19 protein-coding genes are annotated in these 24,542 nt (G+C 36.0%); 13 read left to right on the forward strand and 6 right to left on the reverse strand.

The genetic code is table 11. The features are described from left to right. Window positions 1-49 precede the first annotated feature (49 nt). The gene (locus tag IO90_RS02480; protein WP_034963585.1) at window positions 50-2,347 is read left to right on the forward strand and encodes a T9SS type A sorting domain-containing protein; all 2,298 of its coding nucleotides are present in this window, start codon (window positions 50-52) and stop codon (window positions 2,345-2,347) included. Window positions 2,348-2,398: 51 nt separating this feature from the next. Here IO90_RS02480 and IO90_RS02485 read toward each other — a convergent pair whose 3' ends face one another. Continuing rightward, on the reverse strand, window positions 2,399-3,100 hold the full coding sequence (locus tag IO90_RS02485) for a pseudouridine synthase (protein ID WP_034963586.1): 702 nt from the start codon (window positions 3,098-3,100) through the stop codon (window positions 2,399-2,401). 118 nt (window positions 3,101-3,218) lie between these two features. Between IO90_RS02485 and IO90_RS02490 the strand changes: the two genes are divergently transcribed. Continuing rightward, window positions 3,219-3,713 (forward strand): RNA polymerase sigma factor, encoded by a 495-nt coding sequence (locus tag IO90_RS02490; RefSeq protein ID WP_034963588.1) that lies wholly within the window; start codon window positions 3,219-3,221, stop codon window positions 3,711-3,713. Next, window positions 3,700-4,290, forward strand: coding sequence for a hypothetical protein (locus tag IO90_RS02495; protein ID WP_034963590.1), 591 nt, complete (start codon window positions 3,700-3,702; stop codon window positions 4,288-4,290). The genes IO90_RS02490 and IO90_RS02495 overlap by 14 nt, the downstream gene beginning before the upstream one ends. 284 nt (window positions 4,291-4,574) lie before the next feature. Here IO90_RS02495 and fabG read toward each other — a convergent pair whose 3' ends face one another. From fabG to IO90_RS18255, 4 genes are all read right to left on the reverse strand, one after another. Beyond that, on the reverse strand, window positions 4,575-5,318 hold the full coding sequence (fabG, locus tag IO90_RS02500; RefSeq protein ID WP_034963592.1) for a 3-oxoacyl-[acyl-carrier-protein] reductase: 744 nt from the start codon (window positions 5,316-5,318) through the stop codon (window positions 4,575-4,577). Window positions 5,319-5,362: 44 nt separating this feature from the next. Beyond that, window positions 5,363-6,034, reverse strand: coding sequence for a 16S rRNA (cytidine(1402)-2'-O)-methyltransferase (gene rsmI / locus IO90_RS02505; protein WP_034963594.1), 672 nt, complete (start codon window positions 6,032-6,034; stop codon window positions 5,363-5,365). Between the two features lie 217 nt (window positions 6,035-6,251). Continuing rightward, window positions 6,252-6,713 (reverse strand): IS200/IS605 family transposase, encoded by a 462-nt coding sequence (gene tnpA, locus IO90_RS02510; RefSeq protein WP_034963596.1) that lies wholly within the window; start codon window positions 6,711-6,713, stop codon window positions 6,252-6,254. A gap of 135 nt (window positions 6,714-6,848) precedes the next feature. Beyond that, a complete protein-coding gene (locus tag IO90_RS18255; RefSeq protein ID WP_051878207.1) occupies window positions 6,849-8,207 on the reverse strand; it encodes a hypothetical protein in 1,359 nt (452 codons plus the stop codon). 125 nt (window positions 8,208-8,332) lie between these two features. Here IO90_RS18255 and IO90_RS02520 point away from each other — a divergent pair, with 125 nt between their 5' ends. The 6 genes from IO90_RS02520 to IO90_RS02545 all read left to right on the forward strand — a co-directional run bounded on the left by IO90_RS02520 (window position 8,333) and on the right by IO90_RS02545 (window position 16,961). Further along, a complete protein-coding gene (locus IO90_RS02520) occupies window positions 8,333-8,920 on the forward strand; it encodes a thymidine kinase (RefSeq protein ID WP_034963598.1) in 588 nt (195 codons plus the stop codon). Between the two features lie 18 nt (window positions 8,921-8,938). Continuing rightward, window positions 8,939-11,383 (forward strand): bifunctional UDP-N-acetylmuramoyl-tripeptide:D-alanyl-D-alanine ligase/alanine racemase, encoded by a 2,445-nt coding sequence (locus tag IO90_RS02525; protein WP_034963602.1) that lies wholly within the window; start codon window positions 8,939-8,941, stop codon window positions 11,381-11,383. Window position 11,384: 1 nt separating this feature from the next. Next, a complete protein-coding gene (locus IO90_RS02530; RefSeq protein WP_034963604.1) occupies window positions 11,385-13,541 on the forward strand; it encodes a patatin-like phospholipase family protein in 2,157 nt (718 codons plus the stop codon). A 4-nt stretch (window positions 13,542-13,545) separates the two neighbouring features. Beyond that, window positions 13,546-13,962, forward strand: coding sequence for an rRNA maturation RNase YbeY (gene ybeY / locus IO90_RS02535; RefSeq protein WP_034963606.1), 417 nt, complete (start codon window positions 13,546-13,548; stop codon window positions 13,960-13,962). Window positions 13,963-14,189: 227 nt separating this feature from the next. Continuing rightward, on the forward strand, window positions 14,190-16,052 hold the full coding sequence (gene mnmG / locus IO90_RS02540) for a tRNA uridine-5-carboxymethylaminomethyl(34) synthesis enzyme MnmG (RefSeq protein ID WP_034963608.1): 1,863 nt from the start codon (window positions 14,190-14,192) through the stop codon (window positions 16,050-16,052). An 87-nt stretch (window positions 16,053-16,139) separates the two neighbouring features. Further along, entirely contained in the window at window positions 16,140-16,961 is an 822-nt protein-coding gene (locus tag IO90_RS02545) for a class I SAM-dependent methyltransferase (RefSeq protein ID WP_034963610.1), read from the forward strand. Between the two features lie 220 nt (window positions 16,962-17,181). Here the strand turns inward: IO90_RS02545 and IO90_RS02550 are convergent, their stop codons facing one another. Beyond that, the gene (locus IO90_RS02550; RefSeq protein ID WP_034963612.1) at window positions 17,182-18,372 is read right to left on the reverse strand and encodes a phosphoglycerate kinase; all 1,191 of its coding nucleotides are present in this window, start codon (window positions 18,370-18,372) and stop codon (window positions 17,182-17,184) included. A 681-nt stretch (window positions 18,373-19,053) separates the two neighbouring features. On the opposite strand from IO90_RS02550, the gene rpiB reads away from it, so the two are divergent. The 4 genes from rpiB (at window position 19,054) to IO90_RS02570 (ending at window position 24,446) form a co-directional block, all read left to right on the forward strand. Continuing rightward, window positions 19,054-19,485, forward strand: coding sequence for a ribose 5-phosphate isomerase B (gene rpiB, locus IO90_RS02555; protein WP_034963614.1), 432 nt, complete (start codon window positions 19,054-19,056; stop codon window positions 19,483-19,485). 177 nt (window positions 19,486-19,662) lie between these two features. After that, window positions 19,663-21,327, forward strand: a complete 1,665-nt coding sequence (locus tag IO90_RS02560; RefSeq protein WP_034963616.1) for an ATP-binding protein — start codon at window positions 19,663-19,665, stop codon at window positions 21,325-21,327. A gap of 94 nt (window positions 21,328-21,421) precedes the next feature. Then, a complete protein-coding gene (rnr, locus tag IO90_RS02565) occupies window positions 21,422-23,572 on the forward strand; it encodes a ribonuclease R (protein WP_034963619.1) in 2,151 nt (716 codons plus the stop codon). Window positions 23,573-23,768: 196 nt separating this feature from the next. Further along, window positions 23,769-24,446, forward strand: a complete 678-nt coding sequence (locus tag IO90_RS02570) for a LysE family translocator (protein ID WP_034963621.1) — start codon at window positions 23,769-23,771, stop codon at window positions 24,444-24,446. Window positions 24,447-24,542 lie beyond the last annotated feature (96 nt).

The following is a 24,542-nucleotide window of genomic DNA, read 5'->3' on the forward strand; positions in this document are numbered from 1 at the left end:
TTTTGAATTGCTAATTTTTATCACAACATTTGAGTATAAAATTAGATATATGAGAAAATTTACTGTTTTAGCTGGCCTTTTGTTTGCGCTTTTTGCAACGAATGCCAATGCCCAGACTGACGTTTTGGGAAAAAATGAGTTCGGAAGAATCTTCGACCTTACTTACAGCGTACAAGAACAAAACACGATCTACGCCATCACGCTTTCGAGTCACATTGTGGTTTCCAAAGACAACGGAAACACTTGGGAGGTTTTCTATTCTCTTCCAGAAATTGGCGGAGGCGTAAGTATTTCAAAATTGAATATCAGCAAGGACGGAAGTTTCCTCTCATTTACTACCGTGCAATATGGTGTTGGCGTTTTGCATATTTTGGATATCCCAACCAAAACCATTACGAAGACTTACACCTTACCAAATTCATCTGAAATCCCTTACGTTAGCGCCTACAACTTCTTCGAAAGCGACAAAGACAATTTGATCATCAGTTCTCAATTTCCTTATGGTTGGGGAACTGCTAACCGCGTTTACACAACCACAGATGGCGGTGCAAATTGGAAAGAAATCTACTTCTCCGCAGAGGATAACAACAATATCATCACGAGTTACGTGGCATTTGCACCAACCGACAAAAACAAAATCTACCTTGCCAACGGAAACGGAAGCGAAGGCGTTTCGGGAGGATTGATGATTTCTAATGACGCTGGAGACACTTTCACAGAAAAATTGTCTGGAAGCGTTTTGAGCACTTTGGAATTCAATCCAAAAGATCCCAACGAAATCTATGTTGGAACGGGAATCAGCTTCGGAATGGCACCTGAGAAAGTTCATCATTCTAAAGACGGAGGTGAAACTTGGGAAGATAAAAACATTACGTTCGGAACCAATGGAATACTGAACGACATCATCGCCATCAAATTCAATCCGTACGATACAAAGCACGTGATCGTTTTGGAGGAAGACGAGATCATCTCGACAAAAGATGGCGGAAATACTTGGCAAAATGTAGAATATCCGTACGACAACTTGGACAGCTACTACTACGGAATCAAGGCGAGTTTCAATCCTTACAAAGAGGGAGAATTATTCATTACGGCGAATTACAAACCTTTGTTTTCTTCGGATAATGGAGAGACTTTGACGCAAATCCAAACACCATTTTACAGTTCCACAGGCCGTGTGAATTTCTTCGAGAATGAAACTTCAAAACATTTATATTACAATGTTCAAGGTGGTTTTGTCCACAGAAATCTTGCAGACAATTCCGAAACACCTCACAACATCGTACCGCTTAATATCTTTAGTAACAGCGGTGGAACAGCATATCTTGCAGATTCTAAAAAAGAAGGCCGTGTTTATTCTTTCGAAGGTGGATTTATGGGAGCTACGTTATCGGTAAGTGATGATTTTGGCGCCAATTTCAAATCAATTCTAGAAACTTTTTCTGCTGGCTTAACGAATGTGATTCCAGATCCTCAAGTTACCAATCAAGTGTTTACAACTTTTAACAATTGGGATCAAGGCGAGTTGAACAAGGTCAATTTCAATGATGAAAATAATATCGTTGTTACCAATATTCCTTTGCCTACGCAGAATCCGGTTTTCAAATTATTACATCAAAATAATATTTCGAATGAATTCTTGATCTTGATTGGATCCGAAGTTTACTCGACAAACAATGGCGGAGAGACTTGGACGCCGGTTACGATCGGAAACGAGATCACGCCGGAAACTGCCATTTTTGACATCACTCAAGATCCTAACAATACCAATCGTTTGGCGATAGGAACTTCGGTGGGCGTTTTCACCTCTCTTGACAAAGGATTGACTTGGACCAAAGTTTCAGATTTTTTCGCAAACCAAGTCGCTTATTCTGATGTGAATACAGGTATTTTGATTGCAACGACCTATACGAGTCAAGATGATATTTTCAACATCCATTATTCTGTGAACAATGGTGAAATTTGGGAAACAGTTGACAGAGACGAAACTTTGCAAGCGGAATCCAATTCTATCACGATAGATTTCTCCGACAAGAATGCCTACATCTACATTGCAAGTTTTGACATTGGTCTTTTGGGCTACAATTTGAATCTTGATGTTCTTTCAAATAATGAAGTTCCGGCTGAAAAAGCAAAAGTTTTGGTGTATCCAAACCCCGTGGTTGACGTTGTGAAAATTGACAGCAAGAACCTGAAATCGGCATCGCTGTACGATATGAATGGCAAAAAACTATTGGAAAGCAACAAAACCGAGATCAACGTTTCTCAGCTTCCAAAAGGTGTTTATGTTCTTAGAATCGTGACTTCTGACAACAATGTGGTGAGCAAGAAAATCATCAAAAAGTAAAATAAATAGTAAAAATGATTGGAAAGCTTCTCAGAATTTGAGAAGCTTTTTCTATTTGTAGTCTTCAAAATCAAAACCCAATATTTTTCCGATTTGCAAAAAATCAGGATTCACATTGAGACTTGCGTTGATGGAAATATGTTGATTTGTAATGGGATGTTTAAAATTGAGCTGGTGAGAATGTAACGGCATTGCAGTCACATCAAAACTATTGAGCCACAGCTTGTTTTGCTTGTTGCAACCGTGTTTTCTACAACCTAGAATCGGATGCAAAATATGTTTGAAATGTTTTCTGAGTTGATGAAATCTTCCGGTTTCGGGAACTGCCTCTACCAAAGAATAGCGCGAGGTTGGATGTTTTAGAAATGGCAAGTCAATTTCCGAAGTTTGCAGACGACGATAGTAAGTGATTGCATTTTGAACGATTTCGTTTTCATTGGTCAAATCATAATCGATCGTTTCTTCCTCTTTTGTCCAACCGCGGAGAATTGCCAGATATTTCTTTTCCACTTCTCGATTCATAAACTGGTCGCTCACTAATTTGAGTATTTCTTTATCAAAAGCAAATAATAGAACGCCTGATGTTTTTCGGTCCAAACGATGAACAAGATGAACTTTTTTTCCTATTTGATTTGTCAATTTCTCCACGGCATATTCGTCTGCTGGACCAGCATATTTTGATTTATGAACCAAAAGCCCACTCGGTTTGTTGATGGCGATAAGATAGTCGTCTTGATAAAGAATTTCTAACATTGGGCAAAAGTAGAAATTCTCACCATAATTAATTCTTTAAAGAATAATAAAAAGATTTTATCTTCACTAAGATTGTAACATTTTTGGTTGAATGTTCTCTAAACTCTAAAAACGACCAATGCAGAACTTAAACTTCGAAGGCATATATCACGATTACTGGAAGAAGATATTTCGGCTTTGTATGGGATATGTGAATGACGATGAGCAGGCAAAGGATCTTTGTCAGGAAACATTTGTCGCGGTTTTCCAACAGTTGCCAAAGTTCCGACAGGAATCTGCAGTTGGGACTTGGATCTACAGGATTGCGACCAACATTTGTTTAAGGCAAATCAATATCGAAAAACGAATGCCTAAAAGCGAATTGCCTTATCAAATGAAAGATAATTCTGAAAAAGACAACAAGCTGGAAAAAGATCAAATGACGGATTTCCTCTATCAATGCATTTCGGAATTACCGGAATTGGAGAGGATTATTATTTCGCTTGAACTTGAAGAGATGAGACAGGCCGAAATTGCGGAAGTCGTCGGAATCTCGCCAGCGAATGTAAGAGTGAAAATCCATAGAATCAAAGAAAAACTAACCGAAAAATTTAAGAATTATGCAAACAGATAACATCAATTTCCGAGACATCTGGAACAAGAAAAATGCGGAAATTCCTAACATCCAAGAAATAAAATCTACCGCTGATAAGTATAAAAAGAAACAATTACAATCTACAACGTGGCACATCTTCAGTCTTTCGTTTACGACTGTTATGATTATCTTCATTTGGAATTTGATTGATTTTAAAATGTTTACGACCACTTTAGGAATCATTTTGATTTTGATTGCTTTGGTACTTTACATTTATTTGTTTTCTCAGGATATCAATGTCATTCGGAAAATCAATCCGTCGATCAGCAATCAAGAGTATCTTGCTTCTTTGAAAAAATTACAGCGACAAAAATTATATATGCAGACTAAGGGAATCAGCATTTATTATATTTTATTGACTACTGGTTTTGCTTTTTACTTATATGAATTTGCTTTGTTGATGCCCAGAATCGGATGGATATTGGCTTACGGCTTGACATTTTTGTGGTTGGCCATTGTCTGGTTTTTTCTAAGACCACGACAGATCAAAAAACAAAACGAGAAAATTTCAACCGTGATTGATTCTTTGGAACTGCTTGAAAAGGATTTGGATTAAGAAGCTTTTGTTTGAAAATGAATACATAACTAGGTATGGAATCTGCATTTTTTTAGTTGAAAGATGATGGAAATCCTCAACATAGCCCCGATAGGAACGGCATCCTTTTTTGTAATTGTGATGCTAACGTGGATCAAAGGATTTTCTGCCGTTCGCAATTACAAAAAAGATATAGTGGATAGCGGGTTGGAAAGGTGAAAAGAAATTGAAACGTCTTGCTCCTAAAAAAACAAAAGGCTCTTGAACGCGTCAAAAGCCTTTGTAATATTTTTATTATCAATGTTTTAAGTCAACATTCCGCCGTCCACATTCAGGACTTGACCGGAAATGTAGGATGACATATTGCTCCCGAAGAAAACGCACGCATTGGCAACGTCCTCGGGCTGTCCGCCACGTTTCAACGGAATCCCGTCTCTCCAGTTTTGAACGGTTTTTTCGTCCAGTGCAGCGGTCATTTCGGTTTCGATGAAACCTGGTGCGATGGCGTTGCAACGGATGTTTCTTGAACCTAACTCCAAAGCGATAGATTTTGTGAAACCAATCACTCCAGCTTTAGAAGCTGCGTAATTTGCTTGTCCAGCATTTCCTTTCACGCCAACCACGGAAGTCATATTGATGATGGAACCGGATTTTGCTTTCATCATTGGTTTAATAACGGCTTTTGTCAGGTTGAAAACGGAGTCCAAGTTCACTTTGATAATCATATCCCAATCGTCTTTTGACATTCTCATCAACAGATTGTCACGCGTGATTCCTGCGTTGTTTACCAAGATGTCAATCGCTCCGAATTCTGCCAAAACATCATCTACCAATTTCTGAGCGGCATCGTAATCTGACGCATCTGACTGATAGCCTTTGATTTGAGTCGTTTTGCTCAATTCTGCTTCCAATTCTTTGGCTTTCTCAATAGAACCGGCGTAAGTGAACGCAATCTTTGCTCCTTCTTTGGCAAAAACTTCAGCAATTCCTCTTCCGATTCCTCGGGTTGCACCTGTGATGATTGCAACTTTTCCTTCTAATAGTCCCATATAGTTGTATCGTATTTTCTATTTGTTATGGCAAAAATAGTATTTTAAGAATTATTCACAATCAAAACAATCTCGCCTTTCAAAGTTTTGCTTTTGGAAAATGCAATCAACTCATCAATACTCCCACGTTTTGTCTCTTCGAATTTCTTGGAAATCTCCCTGCTCAAACTGACTTTGGTCTCATCGCCGAAGAATTCTTTGATTTGCTCCAAGGTTGTATTGATTTTGTGAGGACTTTCGTAGAGAACGATGGTTTTCTTCTCTTCTGCCAATTGTTTCAGTTTGGTTTGTCGTCCTTTTTTCTGAGGAAGAAATCCTGCGAAATAGAAATCGTGATTTGGCAATCCGGAAACCACAAGCGCTGGAACAAAGGCTGTTGCGCCTGGTAAACATATCATTTCCAAATCTTTATCCGCACAAGCTTTTGCTAAAAGATAACCTGGGTCAGAAATTCCTGGTGTACCTGCGTCCGTGATAATCGCAATCGTTTGTCCGTTTTCCAAATCATTAATGACTTTCTCCGTCATATTGTGCTCATTGTGCAAATGATAGGACTTCAAAGGTTTTGAAATCTCGTAATGCTTCAGGAGAAATCCCGAAGTTCTGGTGTCCTCACACAAAATATAATCAACTTCTTTCAGCACTTTAACCGCACGGAAGGTCATATCTTCCAGATTCCCGATTGGCGTTGGTACGAAATATAAAATTCCACTCATTTATTTCTTTTTTCATTTTCGTTGGAATAAATTCCCACGTTAACATTTTGTTGGAATAAATTCCAACTCTAAAATATCTTTGGTCTACATTTCGTTGGAATAAATTCCAACGCTAAAATATCAGTTGTTCCTACGGAACTATTCTTTGTAGCCACAGTCGCAGAGCGACGACCGATTTTCCAACCTGAGATTTTAATCTCAGGATATCATCAACAGCTTAAGCCAAGTCCTCAAACCAAAAATTTTCATCATAATCCACTTCAAATTTTTTCAACAATTGATGATATTCATCTTTGAAAGTTTGATTTTTGTGATGTTCTTCTTGATTTTCAATATATTTATACACTTTATCAATTGAAGATTGGTTATAACTAAAACCACCAAATCCTCTTTGCCATTCAAAACGTTCGTCTAATAATCTGCTTTCATTAACCCATTTTGAAGACTTTGCTTTCACACTTTTCATCACATCAGAAAGAGAAAGCGTAGTTTTTAACGTGAAGAAACAATGAACGTGGTCTTCAACGCCATTAACAATGATGGTTTTACAACCAGTTTCGTTTATCAAATTTCCAATGACCGCAAACAACTCTTTTCGGAAACTCTCTTTTATCAAAGAATTCCTATACTTAACTGCAAAAACTGCTTGCACATAAAGTTTTACATAAGTGTTTGACATATTACTTTTTTTCAACTTTTCTTGGTTGGAATAAATTCCAACCTTGGGAAATCAATCGTTCCTATGGAACTCAAAGTCGCAAAGCGACGACCGATTTCCCAACCTAAGATTTTAATCTTAGGGATTCACAGTAATCTACAAAAACCGATTCTCCACCAAAGTCCACAACCTTTGCGCATAACTATCCACTTTTTTCCAATCTCTTTCGTAATAGATATCGCTCAAAAATTCTTGAGCCTTATCCAACGAAGTAAAAGAATTAAGAACCGTAACCACTTGATTCAATTCACTTTGACTTCCGTCAAAAAGATGTTGGGAGAAAGCGATTCTATCATTAAGGTCGAGCTTGAATTCCGGTTTTGGTTTTGGCGCTTCCATATAATCTGTCGGCACATTGTTTTTCAAAAGGCTTCCGGATTCCTGTTTTGGTTGATGTTGCTCCATATCTTCCAAATGGTCATCATCGAAAAGCGATTTGGCCACTTTCAAACCTTTGATATTTGCGAGCTTGAATTTTTTATCCGGATGTTCGTCCTGCGTTTCGTAATCTTGCCTTGGCTTTTCCTGTGGAACTGTATTTTTGGAAAGCTCCACAATTTTTCTACGGTTCTCTTCTAATTCTTTTAGTTTAGCTTCTTTCTCAGCAAGTCGTTCTTCGTAATTTTCTTCTTTCGGAGCTTGAACTTCTTCTCTGTTCATCGCAAAAGAGAACTGGCTGTCTTGCATCGGCTCTAATTTCTGAGAACTGTCTTGTAACAGATTTTCCTCAATTCCAGAAACAAATTCGTTTTCTTCAATTTGTTCCTCAAGCTTATTTTCTTCAGAATTGTTTTGGTCAAAATTCGAAACAGATTCAACAGATTTATTTTCTACGATATGCGAATCTTCACCGTGAATTTCATCCTCACTCTGCTCTTCTTCAGAATTTATTTCAGCGAAGTTTGAAACTTCTTCCACCAATTCATTTTCCTCAGAATCAATTTCTGAAAAACTGGAAACTTCATCTATAGATTCATCTTCTAAGACTGAAATTTCTTCAGATTGAAATTCCTCTTCAACTTCATTTTCTTGAGATTCGATTTCTGCAAAATTGGAAACTTCCTCAAGCACATCTTCCTGAGAATGCTCTTGCTCATCAATTTCTTTAAATGAATGAACTTCCTCAACATCAGGAACATCATCAAAAATATCGTGAACCTCAGTTTCTGCCACAATGATTTCCGCCACTTTATTTTCATCCTCAAATTCCTCAACAGAAATCAAATTAGAATCAAGGTTTGTTTCTTGATTTTCAGTAACTTCTAACGCTTCATTTGTGGTTGGCGAAAAACCAAATTCATTCGAAATTTTCAGAAAAGAGAATTTTTGATAAAGCTGATTCAGCTGATTTTCTTTGGTCAAAAGATTTTCATAGGAATCGGCATTCGACAATTCTGTCAGTAGAATCTTGATTTCAACGAAAATTTCTTCGTATGGATGTTGCAAGTTTTGCATAATAAATCTTATTAATTTTTACTTAAATTTGATGTTTATAAATTTAAGAACAATTTTGTTCTGTAAAAGGATTTCGTTAAGTTTTTCTTAATTGAATTTTAAAACAATTTTTTGCTAAATTAATAATGTTTTTAGAAAATACAATCAATCATTCCAAACAAAGTGGTTGGATGGAGGTTATTTGTGGCTCGATGTTTTCCGGCAAAACGGAGGAATTGATTCGAAGGCTTCGCCGTGCAGAAATGGCTGGTCAAAATGTGGAAATTTTCAAACCGAAAATCGATACGAGATATTCTGACGAGGATGTGGTTTCCCACAACCAAAATAAAATCAGAAGTACAGCTGTTGAAAGTCCATCCGAAATACTTTTGCTGGGTTCAAATTGTCACGTAGTGGCGATTGACGAAGCTCAATTTTTTGACGAAAGCGTTGTTGACGTCGCTAATCAATTGGCAAACAACGGAATAAGAGTCGTGATTGCTGGTTTGGATATGGATTTTCTTGGACGACCATTTGGGCCAATGCCAAATCTGATGGCCACTGCAGAATATGTGACCAAAGTTCACGCAATTTGCCGACGAACAGGAAATTTAGCCAACTATTCTATGAGAACTTCTGCCGGACAAGACCTTGTGGAATTGGGCGAAACTGAAGCGTATGATGCAGTCAGCAGACGTGTTTTTGTAGAAGAAGTTATCGAAAAAAATAAATAGTTTACTCTTTGTAAATCAATGAATTACACCATCAAAGAAATCACAGACATTACCAATTCCGAAGTTATCGGAAATGGCGAAATCAAAATCAAAAATATTGCTTTTGACAGTAGGACGATTTATTCTACGAAGCACACTGCATTTCTTGCCATCAATACCAAAAAAAATTCAGGTCAGAAATATATTGATTCTGTCATCGAGAAAGGGATTGAGACGATTATCACTGAAAATCAAATTGATAATTCTTCTATCAATCAAATCATTACAAAAAATTCGGTTGAGTTTTTACAGACTTTGGCAAAATATCATTTTGAAAATTCTAATATCAATTCAATTGGAATTACCGGAAGTAATGGAAAAACTATTTTGAAAGAATGGCTTTATCAATGTCTGGCAAATGAATTCGTGACGGTGAAAAGTCCGAAGAGTTTTAATTCTCAAATTGGTTTGCCTTTATCTTTACTCCAAATCGAGAAAAAACACGAGTTGGGAATCTTCGAAGTTGGGATTTCCAAGACAGATGAAATGCAAAATCAGGAAAATATTTTCCATCCCAAGATTGGTTTGTTGACACATATTGGTTCTGCACATTCGGCGAATTTCAGTTCTGAAGAAGAATTGATTAATGAGAAACTAAAGTTGTTCAAAAACTCAGAAATTATATATTATAATGCTGATAATTTATTGACAGTCAAAAATATAAATGAATTATATTCAAGTAAAAAATTAATATCATACGGATTAGAAATTAGTAATGATATTCATATTATTTCTGATGTGAATGACAGAACCCAGGATATTCAAATCAAATATTTTGATGAAATTATCACGCTTCCAATTTTCCAGAGAGACGAAGCAACTTTGACAAATGTTCTCGCCTTGATTGGAATTTTGAAAGAATTAAAAATTTCAAATTCTGACATCAAAGAAAAAATTGATGCTCTGAAAGCGATTGAGATGCGTCTGGAAAGTATTGAAGGCATTAGAAATAATTTGATAATCAATGATTCTTATAATCTGGATTTGGATTCTTTGAAGATTGCCTTTCAGTTTATCGGTGAATATAACAAGCCTAAGAAGTCGCTCATTCTTACTGATATTTTAGATTCCAGTGAGAATCTACAAGAACTTTATTCTGAAGTTGCGGAGCTTGTAAACGAGCAAAAATTTGATAAAGTCTTTCTAATTGGAGAAGAAATCAGCGCGTTTTACGAATTGTTTAAATCTGAAACTTTTACTTTTAATAATACAAATCAATTCATTGATAGTAAAATCATTAATGAAATTGAAAATCAAGTTATTCTTCTTAAAGGTGCAAGAAAATTCGAGATTGAAAAAATCAAAGAAATTCTTGAATTGAGGAAGCACGATACAGTTCTGGAAATTAATTTGAATGCGATTCTTCATAATATCAATTTTCATAAATCATTACTAAGACCGGAAACCAAAATGATGGCAATGGTAAAAGCAAATGCTTATGGATTAGGAAGTTATGAGATTTCAGAATTCTTACAATTGCATCACATTGATTATCTTGGTGTTGCTTTTGCGGACGAAGGCGTTGAACTTCGAAAAAAAGGAATCACTACACCAATTATCGTAATGAATCCTGAACAACACAGCTATGATGCGGTGATTGAATATAATTTGGAACCAGAAATCTACAGTTTGAGAGTTTTAGAACTATTCAATGAACAATTAATCAAATCTGGAAATCAGCAGAAATATCCGATTCATATAAAGCTGGAAACGGGAATGCATCGTCTTGGTTTTAAGGATTTTGAATTGGATGAATTAAACGAAAAACTAAATACGATGAATGTCAAAGTTCAAAGTATTTTCAGCCATCTCTCGTCGTCTGATGTTCCAGAAGAGAAAGAATTTACATTAAACCAGATTGAAACTTTTGAGAAAAATTCAAGTTATCTCATCAATCAACTTGGTTACAAACCTTTACGACACATTTTGAACTCAGCAGGAATTTCAAATTATTATGATTATCAATATGATATGGTCAGAATCGGAATCGGAATGATTGGCGAATCTTCTAATAGAAAGATTAAAAAACAACTTCAGGATTCTGTTAGTTTTAAAACTGTTGTGTCTCAAATTTCTGAGGTAAAATCTGGCGAATCAGTTGGTTACAGCAGAAAATTCAAAGCGGAATACGATACAAAAATTGCGACAATTCCTGTCGGTTATGCAGACGGAATCCCGAGAATGGTTGGAAATAAGGTCGGAAATGTTGGCATTAATAAAAAACTTTGTCCAATCGTCGGGAATGTCTGTATGGATATGATGATGATAAATGTGGATAATGCGAATGTAAAAGAAGGCGATTCTGTGGTGATTTTCAATTCGCATCCAACCTTGGAAGAATTTTCAAAATATTGTAATACAATTACTTATGAAGTTCTAACTTCTATTTCTCCGCGAGTAAAAAGAATTTATATAAAAAACTAAAATGATTAAGAAACTCTTTTATCTGGTAATTTTTTTGGCTTATCTGACGATAAATTCTCAGGTAAAGGAAAATCTTGTCATCCCAAAAAATCCAAGAATCGGACTTTCATTGTCTGGCGGTGGAGCTAAAGGTTTTACGCACGTTGGCGTTTTGAAGGTTTTGGATTCTCTTGGTGTCAAAATTGATTACATCTCCGGAACCAGTATGGGCGCGATTGTCGGCGGTTTGTACGCTTCAGGATACACAGGAAAAGACATTGAGAAAATCGTGATGGATACGGATTTCTACTCGTTGATTACGGACCCAAAAACGCGTCAAGAAACGTCATTTTTCAACAAAAGTGTGGACAAATATCTGTTGACAATTCCGCTTAGAAATGGTAAAGTTTCCTTTCCATCGTCCATCAGTACAGGTCAAAGGAACATTTATCTCCTCAAAGAATTGATGAAAAACGTCTCGAACATTGATGATTTTTCCAAATTGCCAATTCCATTTATGTGTGTGGCTACGAATATCGAAAGTGGCGAGATGAAGGTTTTTGAAAAAGGTGATTTGGTCTCTTCCATATTGGCGAGTTCGGCTTTTCCTTCGCTTTTGGAGCCTGTGAAAATCGGAGATAGTATTTATGTTGATGGTGCGATGAGCGTTAATTATCCATCAAAACCCTTGAAAGATAAAGGGATTGATATTGTAATTGGCGTGGATTTAAATCAACCTTTAACGAAGCGTGACAATCTAAACAGCGTTATTTCAATCCTTAACCAAGTCATCGATTTTGGTATTCAAAAAGAAACCAAAAACCAGTATAAATACACAGATATCAATATCAAACCAAATCTTACAGGAATCACGGCGACCAGCTACGACAGCAAGCGCCAAATCCTGGACAGCGGTTACGTGGAAGCTCTAAAATACACGGATATCCTGAAAGAATTACCAAAACGAAATTTCGAAAGGGTCAGGTCTTCCATCAACCCCATCTTCTCAAATGTCTACAAAATTGACAGTCTTGTGGTCGACAACGCCAAAATCTACAGGTCGAACTACATTCGTGGAAAAATGGGGCTCAAAATTCCTTCTATGCAGACTTATGGAAGCATCAATAAGATGCTGGATAAGCTCTATGCGACCAACAATTACAAGTTCATCAATTACGATATCGTGCAGGAGAATAACAGCAATTATCTCAAGCTGAACGTCACCGAAGACGAAACCCGCCATTTCCTGAAAATCGGTCTGCATTACGATGAGATTTTCAAAACCGGATTACTTCTTAATTATTCAGCAAAACGACTGCTATTTAGAAATTCGAATCTTTCTTTGGATATTGTCGTTGGAGATAAACCTCGATATTATTTCAATTATTTTATCGATAATGGCTACATTCCAGGATTCGGGATTTACTCTTCAGCAATGAGTTTTGATTTGAAAAATTCGGATAACAACACGATAGAAAGTTGGGACTGGTTCAGAAACGAAGCTTTTATCCAATCCGTTTGGAAAGATAAATTTGCAATGGGAGGCGGACTCAGCTACGATTATTTCGAAAGCGATAAAAATGGCGCAGATAAAAAAGACGCCAAATTTATGAATCCGTATGTTTTCCTGAAAAGTGATACGCAGAATGACAAAGATTTCCCCACAAAGGGATTTTATTTCAATGCTGAAGGGAAAATCATCGACTTGTTCAGCGATGAAATAGATAAGAAACCATTGCTCGTTAAAGCAGACATCAAAATGAATTTTTACATCTCTAAGCTTTTTACGTATCGCCTGAATTTATACGGTGGAATCACAATTGGAGAAAATCTCCCATCATTTTACCAATACAGAATCGGAGGAATCTTTGAACAGAACATTGTCAATTTTAAAAGATTTGCAGGTTCACAATTTGGATTGCTTAATGACGAAAATGTCTTTATGGCATCAAATGATTTCCAATTACGCTTCAACAAAAACTACTTTTTGATAGGTAATTTTAGCATTGCAAATATGTTCAGCTCTATCAAATTTGAAGATGCTGTTAAACTAAATTACAGTTCAATCGGACTTACGGCGGGCTACAAATCGCCTTTTGGACAAGTCAAACTTAACGTCAGCAAATCACTCAACAAACATAAAGCAATCTTAAGTGTGATTTTAGGACACTGGTTTTAACATTATGATCAACTATTTTTTCGAAAACATCGACCTAAAAAAGATAGATTCCAACATTTCAATTTGGCTGGAAGATTTGATTCTTTCCGAGAACAAAAAGCTTGGCGACATCAATTACATCTTTTGTGATGACGAGTATCTTCTCAAGGTCAATCAAGATTATCTCGACCACGATTATTACACCGACATCATCACGTTTGACTATGTGAAGGGGAAAACCATCTCAGGAGATATTTTCGTATCTTTGCCCCGCATTTTGGACAACGCTTCTACCCTATCGCAGGATTCAGAAAAGGAGTTTCGCAGAGTTTTGGCTCACGGCATTCTTCATCTCTGCGGTTACAAGGACAAAACCGAGGAAGAAGAATCTACAATGCGCCAAAAAGAAGATTTTTATATCACCAGATATTCAAATTTTTAGGAGCTAATTCTGCTTTCCGCTATATCTTTTTTGTTTTTTCAGAACATTTGTCAATCCAATAGAAGTGATTGCATAAAAAAAACAAAAAAGGATGCCGCTGCAATCAGGGCTAGTTACAATTAGTATTTTAAAAGAAATTTTCGATAATGTTTCACGTGGAACATATCGATTTAAATTATCAAATTTTATTGCTATTAGCGATTAGCTACTAGCCAAAAGCAAATAAAATGATTACAGAAATATACGACGTTATCGTCGTTGGTGCAGGCCACGCAGGTTGTGAAGCCGCAGCTGCGGCAGCCAATTTAGGTTCCAAAACCCTTTTGGTCACAATGAATATGCAAACCATTGGACAGATGAGTTGCAACCCGGCAATGGGTGGCATTGCCAAAGGACAAATCGTCCGTGAGATAGATGCAATGGGAGGATATTCCGGAATCATTGCGGACAAATCAGCCATCCAATTCAAGATGTTGAACCTTTCCAAAGGTCCGGCAATGTGGTCACCAAGAACCCAAAACGATAGAATGCTTTTCGCCGAAGAATGGCGTCTAGCACTTGAAAACACGCCAAACCTTGACTTTTTTCAAGATATGGTCAAAAGTTTAATCATCGAAAATGGTAAAGCTGTCGGCGTTGTTACAGGTTTAGGAATAGAAATCAAATCAAAGTCTGTAGTTCTCACAAACGGAACATTCCTTAATGGTTTGATTCACGTTGGAGACAAACAATTAGGTGGTGGAAGAATGGGCGAACCAAGAGCTTTCGGAATCACAGAGCAATTGGTTTCATTAGGTTTCGAATCTGGAAGAATGAAAACAGGAACGCCTCCAAGAGTTGACGGAAGAAGCCTCGATTATTCCAAAATGGAAGAACAAAAAGGCGATGAAAATCCTCAGAAATTCAGTTATTTAGATACACCTAAGTTAACCAAACAATTAAGCTGTCACATCGTTTACACCAACGAAACAGTTCATGATATTTTACGTGAAGGCTTTGACAGAAGCCCAATGTTCAACGGAACGATTCAAAGTACTGGACCAAGATATTGCCCGAGTATTGAAGATAAAATAAACCGTTTTGCAGAAAGAAACAGACACCAACTTTTCGTAGAACCAGAAGGTTGGAAAACCGTTGAAATCTATGTGAATGGTTTCAGTTCTTCACTTCCGGAAGATGTCCAAATCAAAGCAATGAGACATATTCCAGGTTTCGAAAACGTCAAAGTTTTCCGTCCTGGTTACGCGATAGAATATGATTACTTCCCTCCTACCCAACTATATCATACGCTCGAAACTAAGTTGATTCAAAACTTATATTTCGCAGGTCAAATCAACGGAACGACTGGTTACGAAGAAGCAGCCGGACAAGGCTTGATGGCGGGTATTAATGCGCACAACAAAGTCCACGACAAGGGTGAATTTATTCTCAACAGAGATGAGGCTTATATCGGCGTTCTAATCGATGATTTGATTACAAAAGGAACTGAAGAACCATATAGAATGTTCACATCCCGTGCAGAATATAGATTGCTTCTAAGACAAGATAATGCAGACATTAGATTGACAGAAAAAGCTTACAATCTTGGTTTGGCAAAAGAAGAAAGATTAAGAAATGTGCACGAAAAAATCACAAAAAGTGATGAATTGGAAGCTTATTTAAGAGAAACTTCTTTAAAACCAAGTATTATTAATCCGATTCTTGAAACAATCGAGTCATCTCCTGTTGACCAGGCTTACAGAGCGTCTCATTTCTTAACTCGCCCTAATATGACTTTGGATAAATTAGACGAGATTCAAGCGATTAAAGATATTACTTCAGCCTACAAGGAAGAAGTGCGAGAACAAGCTGAAATCAACATCAAGTACAAAGGTTACATCGAGAAAGAAAAGGAAAATGTAGCCAAACTAAATCGCTTGGAAACATTTAAAATTCCTGAAGATTTTGATTATTCCAAAATAGCTTCATTATCCACAGAAGCTAAGCAAAAGATGACCAAGGTAAGACCTTCAACAATTGCTCAGGCTGGAAGAATCAGCGGTGTTTCTCCTTCTGATATCAATGTTTTATTGATTTATTTAGGAAGATAATTTACAATGTTCCACGTGAAACATCGAATTGTACAATGTAAAAAGTAAGAAGTACATTGTACATAATACATACTACTTTATACAATTATGAAGATTAAAGACCATTTTCTCTCTCAGGAAGAATTCGAAATCATAGAAACTGAAACAAAAGGTGTTTTCAAAACAGCTCCTATCCCATCGAATATTTCAAAATATTATGAGAGTGAAGATTACATTTCGCATCATCAGGACACTGGAAGTTTAAAGGAAAAAGTTTATAAATTTTTACAATCTTTCAATTTGCAGTATAAGAAAACGATTCTTCTGGACAGAATAAAAAAGGATTCTAAAGTGTTAGATTACGGTTGCGGTGCAGGAGAATTTGTAAAATATATCGAAAATGATTTTGAAACTTTCGGGTTTGAACCAAATTCGGACGCAAGAAATGCAGCGATAAATAAGACGTCAAAGGCAAAACTTATTGATGATTTAAATTCAATAGAAAATCAAAGTCTGGATGCCATTACACTTTGGCACGTTTTCGAACACATCGAAAATCAAAAAGAAATGCTGGAGATTTTTCATTCAAAATTAAAGGAAAAAGGTTTGCTGATTATTGCAGTTCCAAATCCGACTTCTTACGATGCGAAACATTACAAAGAATTTTGGGCGGCTTATGATGTACCAAGACACATCTATCATTTTTCAAAAAACGGAATGGAAAATCTCATTTCTAAAAATCCGGACTGGAAATTAAGAAAAATCAAACCGCTCCTACTCGATTCATTTTATATCTCGATGTTGAGTGAAAAATATAAGAAATCACCTCTTTTTTGGCTAAAAGCTGTCATCCACGGAACGATTTCTAACGTAAAGGCACTTTTTAACACCGAATTTTCGAGTTTGATATATATTATCGAAAAGAGATAGAAAATCGATTTTTGAGTAGTTTGTGAAGGTCAATTTTCAGACATTTTGTTCAAAATTTGTTAATAATTACAAAAATCTAGGAATTTGACCGAATTTCTAAATTTTACAAAAGTCCTTGAGAATCGCTTAAAATATTTTTCTTGAACATAATTCAAGTACAGACAAAAATAAAACCGACAAATTGCTTTGTCGGTTTTTTTATATTTTAGAAAATATATTCTTATTTGTTGATTGCGGCAACGCCTGGAAGTTCCAAACCTTCCAAACTTTCCAACATTGCTCCTCCTCCAGTCGAAACATAACTTACTTTGTCAGAATATCCGAATTGTTTCACAAAAGCAACACTGTCTCCTCCTCCAACTAATGAGAATGCACCAAGTTTTGTAGCTTCAGCAATACTTTCACCTAAAGCTTTAGTTCCATCAGCAAAATTTGACATTTCGAAAACACCGATTGGACCATTCCAAAGAATTGTTCTGGAGTTTAATAAAACATCATTGAAGATTTCTCTTGATTTTGGACCTGCATCCAAACCTTGCCAATCTTCAGGGATTTCTCTGATGTCAGCTACTTTCTTATCAGCTTCATTATTGAAATCATCAGCAATCACAACATCTGTCGGAAGATAAACTTCTACATTGTGTTCTTTTGCTTTCTCGAGAATTTCAAGCGCTAAACTCAATTTATCATCTTCAACAATTGATTGTCCAATTTTTCCACCCAATGCTTTGATGAATGTGAAAGACATTCCACCACCAATGATTAAATTGTCAATTGCTGGAAGAATATTTTCGATAATTGTAATTTTCGTAGAAACTTTAGAACCTCCAAGTATCGCAGTTACAGGCTTTTCACCAGATTTTAAAACTTTATCAATGGCAATTAATTCATTTTCCATCAGTAAACCGAAAAATTTAGTAGAAGGGAAAAATTCAGCAATAACAGCTGTAGAAGCGTGTGCTCTGTGGGCTGTTCCGAAAGCATCATTCACATAAGCATCACCTAATTTTGATAACTTCTCTGCAAAAGCCTCATCCCCTTTTTCTTCCTCACTATGAAAACGAAGATTCTCCAACAAAAGAATTTCGCCAGGTTGAAGTTCAGCAGAAGCTTGCTCAGCCTTCTCTCCCATTGATTCATCCACAAATTTCACTTCTTTACCAAGAACTGAAGAAACTTCATCCAGAATATTTTTAAGGGAATATTTGTCGTTTACTTCGCCTTTTGGTCTTCCAAGGTGCGTCATTAGGATTACAGAACCGCCATCAGCAAGGATTTTATCAACAGTTGGTTTTACAGAAACAATTCTGGTATTATCCGTCACTTTCAGATTTTCGTCCTGAGGAACATTGAAGTCAACGCGTACTAAGGCTTTTTTGTTTTTAAAATCGAAATCTTTTATCGTTTTCATTAAATAATATTTTTAAAGTTTTTATTAAAAAGAACAGAATAAATCCTGCCCTCTTTGTTTCACAAATTTAAAACTTATTCTTCCCTTTCAAAAATTTAATTTGCAAAAAGAATCCACAAACCTTCATTACATTATTATACATCTCTTTTTCTTTTTATTAAAAAATAATATTGTAGTCTATTGTTGTAGTGTGGTAGTATGCGGAGAAATAAAACTTGATTATTTCATCACACGAAATGTGGATTAATGAGTAGGTTTTTAACATTAATTTAATATTGATAATCAAATCATTATGATTGTTATCAACAAATGTTTGTAATTAATTTCCGTTGCCAATATTAGAAACCATTCTGGGGATAAACTTCCTTGAAGTGAACCAAAACTAATTTGAAATAAAGAATTGAAGTTGTCATAAAATAGTCCATTACTAAAAATTATCAGTTATAAAAAGAAATACTTGGCAGAAGTTATCCACAGGTTTTCTAACAATTTCTAACATTCTATTATCTTTTTATTAATGATTATAAAATTTGATTATTTAATTATCATTGTTAATTTTATATTGTTGATATTTAAATAATTAATCCGAAGTATTATTGATAATTGTATTAAAATAGTATGCCAACATTAATAAAATATGTATTAATTTTATCCTTGAAATAAATCTATAAATCAAACGAAATGAAAAAGATTGCAATAGCCTGTGACCACGCGGGTTTTGAGTATAAAGAACTAATCAAAAAATACCTCGAAGGTAAGTATGAAGTCCAAGATTTTGGCACCTACGCTGCTGATTCTGTTGATTATCCGGACTTTGTACATCCATCTGCAACGTCTGTAGAAAATGGAGAAAACGAATTGGGAATTTTGATTTGCGGAAGTGGAAACGGCGTACAAATCACAGCTAACAAGCATCAGAAAATACGATGTGCACTTTGCTGGATGCCGGAAATTGCGTCTTTGGCAAGACAACACAACGATGCGAATATGATTTCGATTCCTGCGAGATTCATTTCAAAAGAATTGGCATTCGAGATTGTAGATAAATTCCTGACCACTGATTTCGAAGGTGGCAGACATCAGAACAGAGTTGATAAAATTGCATTTTGCTAAACATAAAAAGCCTGTAATTGCTAAGATTACAGGCTTTATTTTTAAAGTTATATCTTTGCAACGCATTTCACAGAGAAAGTTCTTTCTCACGAAACCATAAATTAATACAAAGGTTTCCCAAACTCCCCTATTTTATTTTATCTTTATTAACTAATTTATAAAACTAATTTTTTTTCTATGACTGAAAATGAATTACATCTTTTCCTGAAGAAAAATTTTCCTAAAGAGGATGAGAAATGTGAGTGGAAAGAGTTTAAAAACTTAAAGCATTCTGTTTCTGGTCATTTAGGCGAAGATATTATTTCTTATATCTCAGGAATTTCTAATTCAGGTGGTGGAAATCTTATAGTTGGAATTGAGGATTGTACTTTAAATATTGTAGGAATTCAAAACTTTCACGACTATAATATTGATAATATTAAATTCAGAATATTAGGTAATTTGACGCATTTTGATTCTGATAATTTTGAAATTGAAGAAATAAAGACGTCAGATACAAACAAGACTATATGGATTTTTAAAATCCCAAAACATCCTTTTAGACAATGTGTTTTTGCTCATAAAAAAGCTTGGCAAAGAATTGGTGAACATCTGATTGAGATTAGAGATGAACGAAAAGAAGCCATTATCTATGAAAATGTATTGATTGAAGATTGGTCAAAAGAAATAATTGAGGAAGCTACAATTGATGACTTGGACGAAAATGCCATTATAAAAGCAAGACAAGAATTTATAAAAAGAAATCCAAAATATAACGATGATATTGATTCTTGGGATAATGCTAAATTTCTAAACAAAGCTAAGCTAACAATCAAAGGAAAAATTACCAGAACTTGCTTTATTCTTTTGGGAAAAGAAGAAGAGGAGCACTTTTTGGATTCTGCAGTTAAAATACGATGGAATCTAAAAACTGTTGATAATCAGGACAAAGATTTTGAAATTTTCTCTATTCCATTAATTCTTTCGGTTGATGAAATTTTTTTAAAAATCAGAAATCTTAAATACAGATATCTGAGAGAAGGAACCTTATTTCCGGATGAAGTCTTGAGATATGACCCCTTTGTAATACGAGAGCCTTTGAATAATGCTATTGCGCATCAGGATTATAGCAAAAAATCCCGCATTAATGTTGTGGAGTTTGAAGATGACCATTTGGTTTTTTCTAATTATGGAACTTTCCTCCCAAATTCCGTAGAAGACGTTGTTTTAAAAGATACACCAGAAGAATCCTATAGAAATCCTTTTTTGGTCGAAGCGATGAGAAATCTCGGAATGATTGAAACACAAGGTGGTGGAATTAGAAAAGTTTTTAATTTCCAGAAACAAAGATTTTTTCCGTTGCCGGATTATGATTTTGCTGACGGAAAAGTGAAAGTTACAATTACTGGTAAGGTAATCAACAAAGATTTTGCTAAAATTCTCATTAAAAATCCTGAGATTACATTAGAAGATACATTAGTTCTAGATAAGGTCCAAAAGAAAAAAAGTCTTGATGATGTTGAATTTAATTATCTTAAAAAGAAGAGATTCATAGAAGGAAGAAAAGGCAGTAATTATATATCTTATAATGTAATTGAACCAACAAAAGACAAAGACCTTTTAGCAGAATATATTAATAACAGAAGTTTTGATGATAAGCATTTTAAAGAAATCATTTTAGAATTCATATCCAAATCTGGTGAAACCAAAAGGCGAGATATAGACAACCTTATAATTCCTAAACTTTCTGCAGTTTTAACAGAAGAACAGAAAAAAAATAAAGTCAAAAATTTTCTTTTTTCATTAAGCAAAGAAGGTAAAATTGAAAGTATAGAATATGCAACTTGGAATATTAGGAAATGAGTTTTAGCTATCTTTAGACAAGTTTAGCCATCTTTTTAGACAAGTTTAGCCATCTTTTAGATGACTTAAACATCCTAACAAACAATTAAATTAAATGAAAAACAAAAAAAATACATCTCATAAAAACGAACAGAAACTTCTGGATTTAGGAAGAACAATCCTTCGTTTTATGAATCAGAAAACCTCCAAAATCTATAATTACAAACAGATTGCGGATGGCATAGATTACAAGAATCCAAGACAAAGAGAACTTGTAATCCAAGCGCTTCACAGATTGCAGGCGCTACAGAAAATCAAAGAAACCGAGAAAGGAAAATACATTGTCAATCTCAATATTGAAGGGACTTTGACAGGCGTCATAGACTTCAACCAATCCGGAAATGCTTATGTGAAAGTTGAAGGAATGCCGGACGACATCTTCGTACATCAGAAAAATGTGAAAGATGCTTTGCAAGGCGACAAAGTCCTTTTGGTAACTTACAACTTCAAAGGTAAAAAAGTGGAAGGCTCCGTTGCAGAAGTTCTGGAACGTGCAAAAGATACTTTTGTTGGGATTTTCCAGCAGATTGCAGAGAAGGATTTCGGATTTGTAGTTTTCGAAAAGAGAACGATGAATACAGATATGTTCATCTCAAAAAATCATTTCAATGGCGCACAAGACGGCGACAAGGTCATCGTCAAAATGCGTGAATGGAGACCTGGAAGTAAAAATCCAGAAGGTGAAATTATAACCGTTCTTGGAACGCCTGGCGACCACGAAACAGAAATCCACGCGATTCTTGCCGAATATGGTTTGCCTTATAATTTCGAGCCAGAAGTGGAGCACGACGCAGACCAAATCGACAGAAGCATCAATGATGAAGAAGTCGCAAAACGTTGGGATATGCGTGATATTTGCACCTTCACAATTGACCCGAAAGATGCGAAGGATTTCGATGATGCATTATCCATTCAGAAATTAGAAAACGGATTGTGGCAAATCGGCGTTCATATCGCAGACGTTTCGCATTACGTGAAACCGGGAACTATTTTGGACGACGAAGCTTACAAAAGAGCAACGTCGGTCTATCTGGTAGATAGAGTAGTGCCGATGCTTCCGGAGGTTTTGAGTAATGATGTTTGTTCACTGCGACCAAATGAAGATAAATTCACGTTCTCAGCCGTTTTCGAACTGGATGAAGATGCGAAAATTCATAAAAAATGGTTCGGCAGAACGGTAATTCACTCAGACAGAAGATTCTCATACGAGGAAGCTCAGGAAAGAATCGAAACTCAGGAAGGCGATTTGACAACAGAAATTCTTCAACTCGACAAATTAGCAAAAATCCTAAGAGCCGAAAGAATCAGAAATGGCGCAATTACGTTTGACAGAAGCGAGGTAAGATTTAACCTTGATGAGAACAGCAAACCAATCGGCGTTTACTTCAAAGTCAGCAAAGATTCCAACCATTTGATTGAGGAATTTATGCTTTTGGCCAACAAAAAAGTTTCTGAATTTATTTCATTAAACAAAAGAAACGAGCCAACCGGAAACACCTTCATCTACAGAATCCACGACGACCCAGACCCAGCGAAATTGACCGCTTTGAGAGATTTCGTAGGGACTTTCGGTTACAAAATGGACTTGGCAAATACCCAAACCGTTGCACAATCTTTAAATAGATTATTAAGCGACGTCAAGGGAAAAGGCGAAGAAAATATGATTGAAACCTTGGCAATGAGAAGTATGAGCAAAGCCGTTTATTCCACCGACCCGATTGGACATTACGGACTTGGCTTCGAATATTACTCGCATTTCACATCGCCAATCCGCCGTTATCCCGATTTGATTGCGCACAGATTGCTTCAGCATTATTTAGACGGTGGAAAATCGCCGAATAGGGAAGAAGTGGAAACACAGGCCAAACATTGTTCAGCAATGGAAAGATTGGCTTCTGAGGCAGAAAGAGAAAGCATCAAATTTATGCAGGTCAAATTTATGGAAGACCACGTGGGAGAAGTTTTCACGGGCGTTATTTCCGGCGTTGCAGAATATGGTTTTTGGGTAGAAATCCCTGAAAACGGTGCAGAAGGAATGATAAAACTTCGAGATTTGGTAGATGATTCCTACTCGTTGGATGCAAAGAATTACGCAATTATCGGTTCCAGAACCGGCAACACTTTCCGACTTGGAGACGAGGTGAAAATCAAAGTGGTAAAAGCTAATTTGATTGCAAAACAACTCGATTTCAAGATTGTGGAGTAGAAAAGATTAACCACATAGACACATAGAAAAAGCTAAAGTAGAAAAACTTCTATTTTAGCTTTTTCAGTTTAAAACGATGTTCTATATCATTGAAGATTTCAAGTTTACATTTTCAAATCACATTATTTAAAAAGTAAAATGTATTTTTGTCTTCGTCTTTCACAAGATACATTTTGCTTTTCACAAAAAACTAAGAATGTTAGAACTCATTTTATACGCAGTCGGCCTGGGAATTATGCTTAGTTTGGTGTTCATCGGACCCATCTTTTTCCTGCTCATAGAAACCAGTTTTTCCAGAGGTCCCAGACACGCGATTGCCTTGGATATTGGTGTGGTCACTGCGGATTTACTTTGCATAGTTGTCAGTTATTACGCCAGCGCGGATTTAGTGAGCCTCATCGACAAACATCCAGGATTTTACCGGATTTCCGCCTTCCTGATTCTCATTTATGCCATTTATATGCTCCTTTCGAGGACCAAAATGCACATCGAAGGCGAAGAAAAACTCATCGACCAAAACTACATTAAAACCTTCCTCAACGGATTTTTACTCAATTTGCTGAATATCGGCGTCGTCCTTTTCTGGCTCGTAACGGTCGTTTCCGTCCGAAATGCCTATCCAAAAGTGGAAGATTTTGTCCTGTACATTGGAATCGTAATCGGAACTTATTTGTTGATAGACTTGTCCAAAATCATCTTAGCCAAACAATTCCACGACAGACTCAACCAACGCGTGGCCAACAAAATCCGAAAAGCTGTTGGTTGCATCCTAATGATTTTCAGTGTATTTATATTTATGCAAAGCTTCAAAAAGTTCAACAAGTTCGAAGAAAAATTAGAAAAAGCAGAGAAACAACAACCGAAAATTAAATAATAATTTGGGCGCCTTTATCCGCCCTCCGTTCCCGCTTTTTTGTGCCAAGGCTTTTCCCGAGGCTTACAAAAAGAGCTCCACTCAGGTCGGGGCGCG

This window comes from Chryseobacterium sp. FH1 (genome assembly GCF_000735135.1).
GTDB lineage: Bacteria > Bacteroidota > Bacteroidia > Flavobacteriales > Weeksellaceae > Epilithonimonas.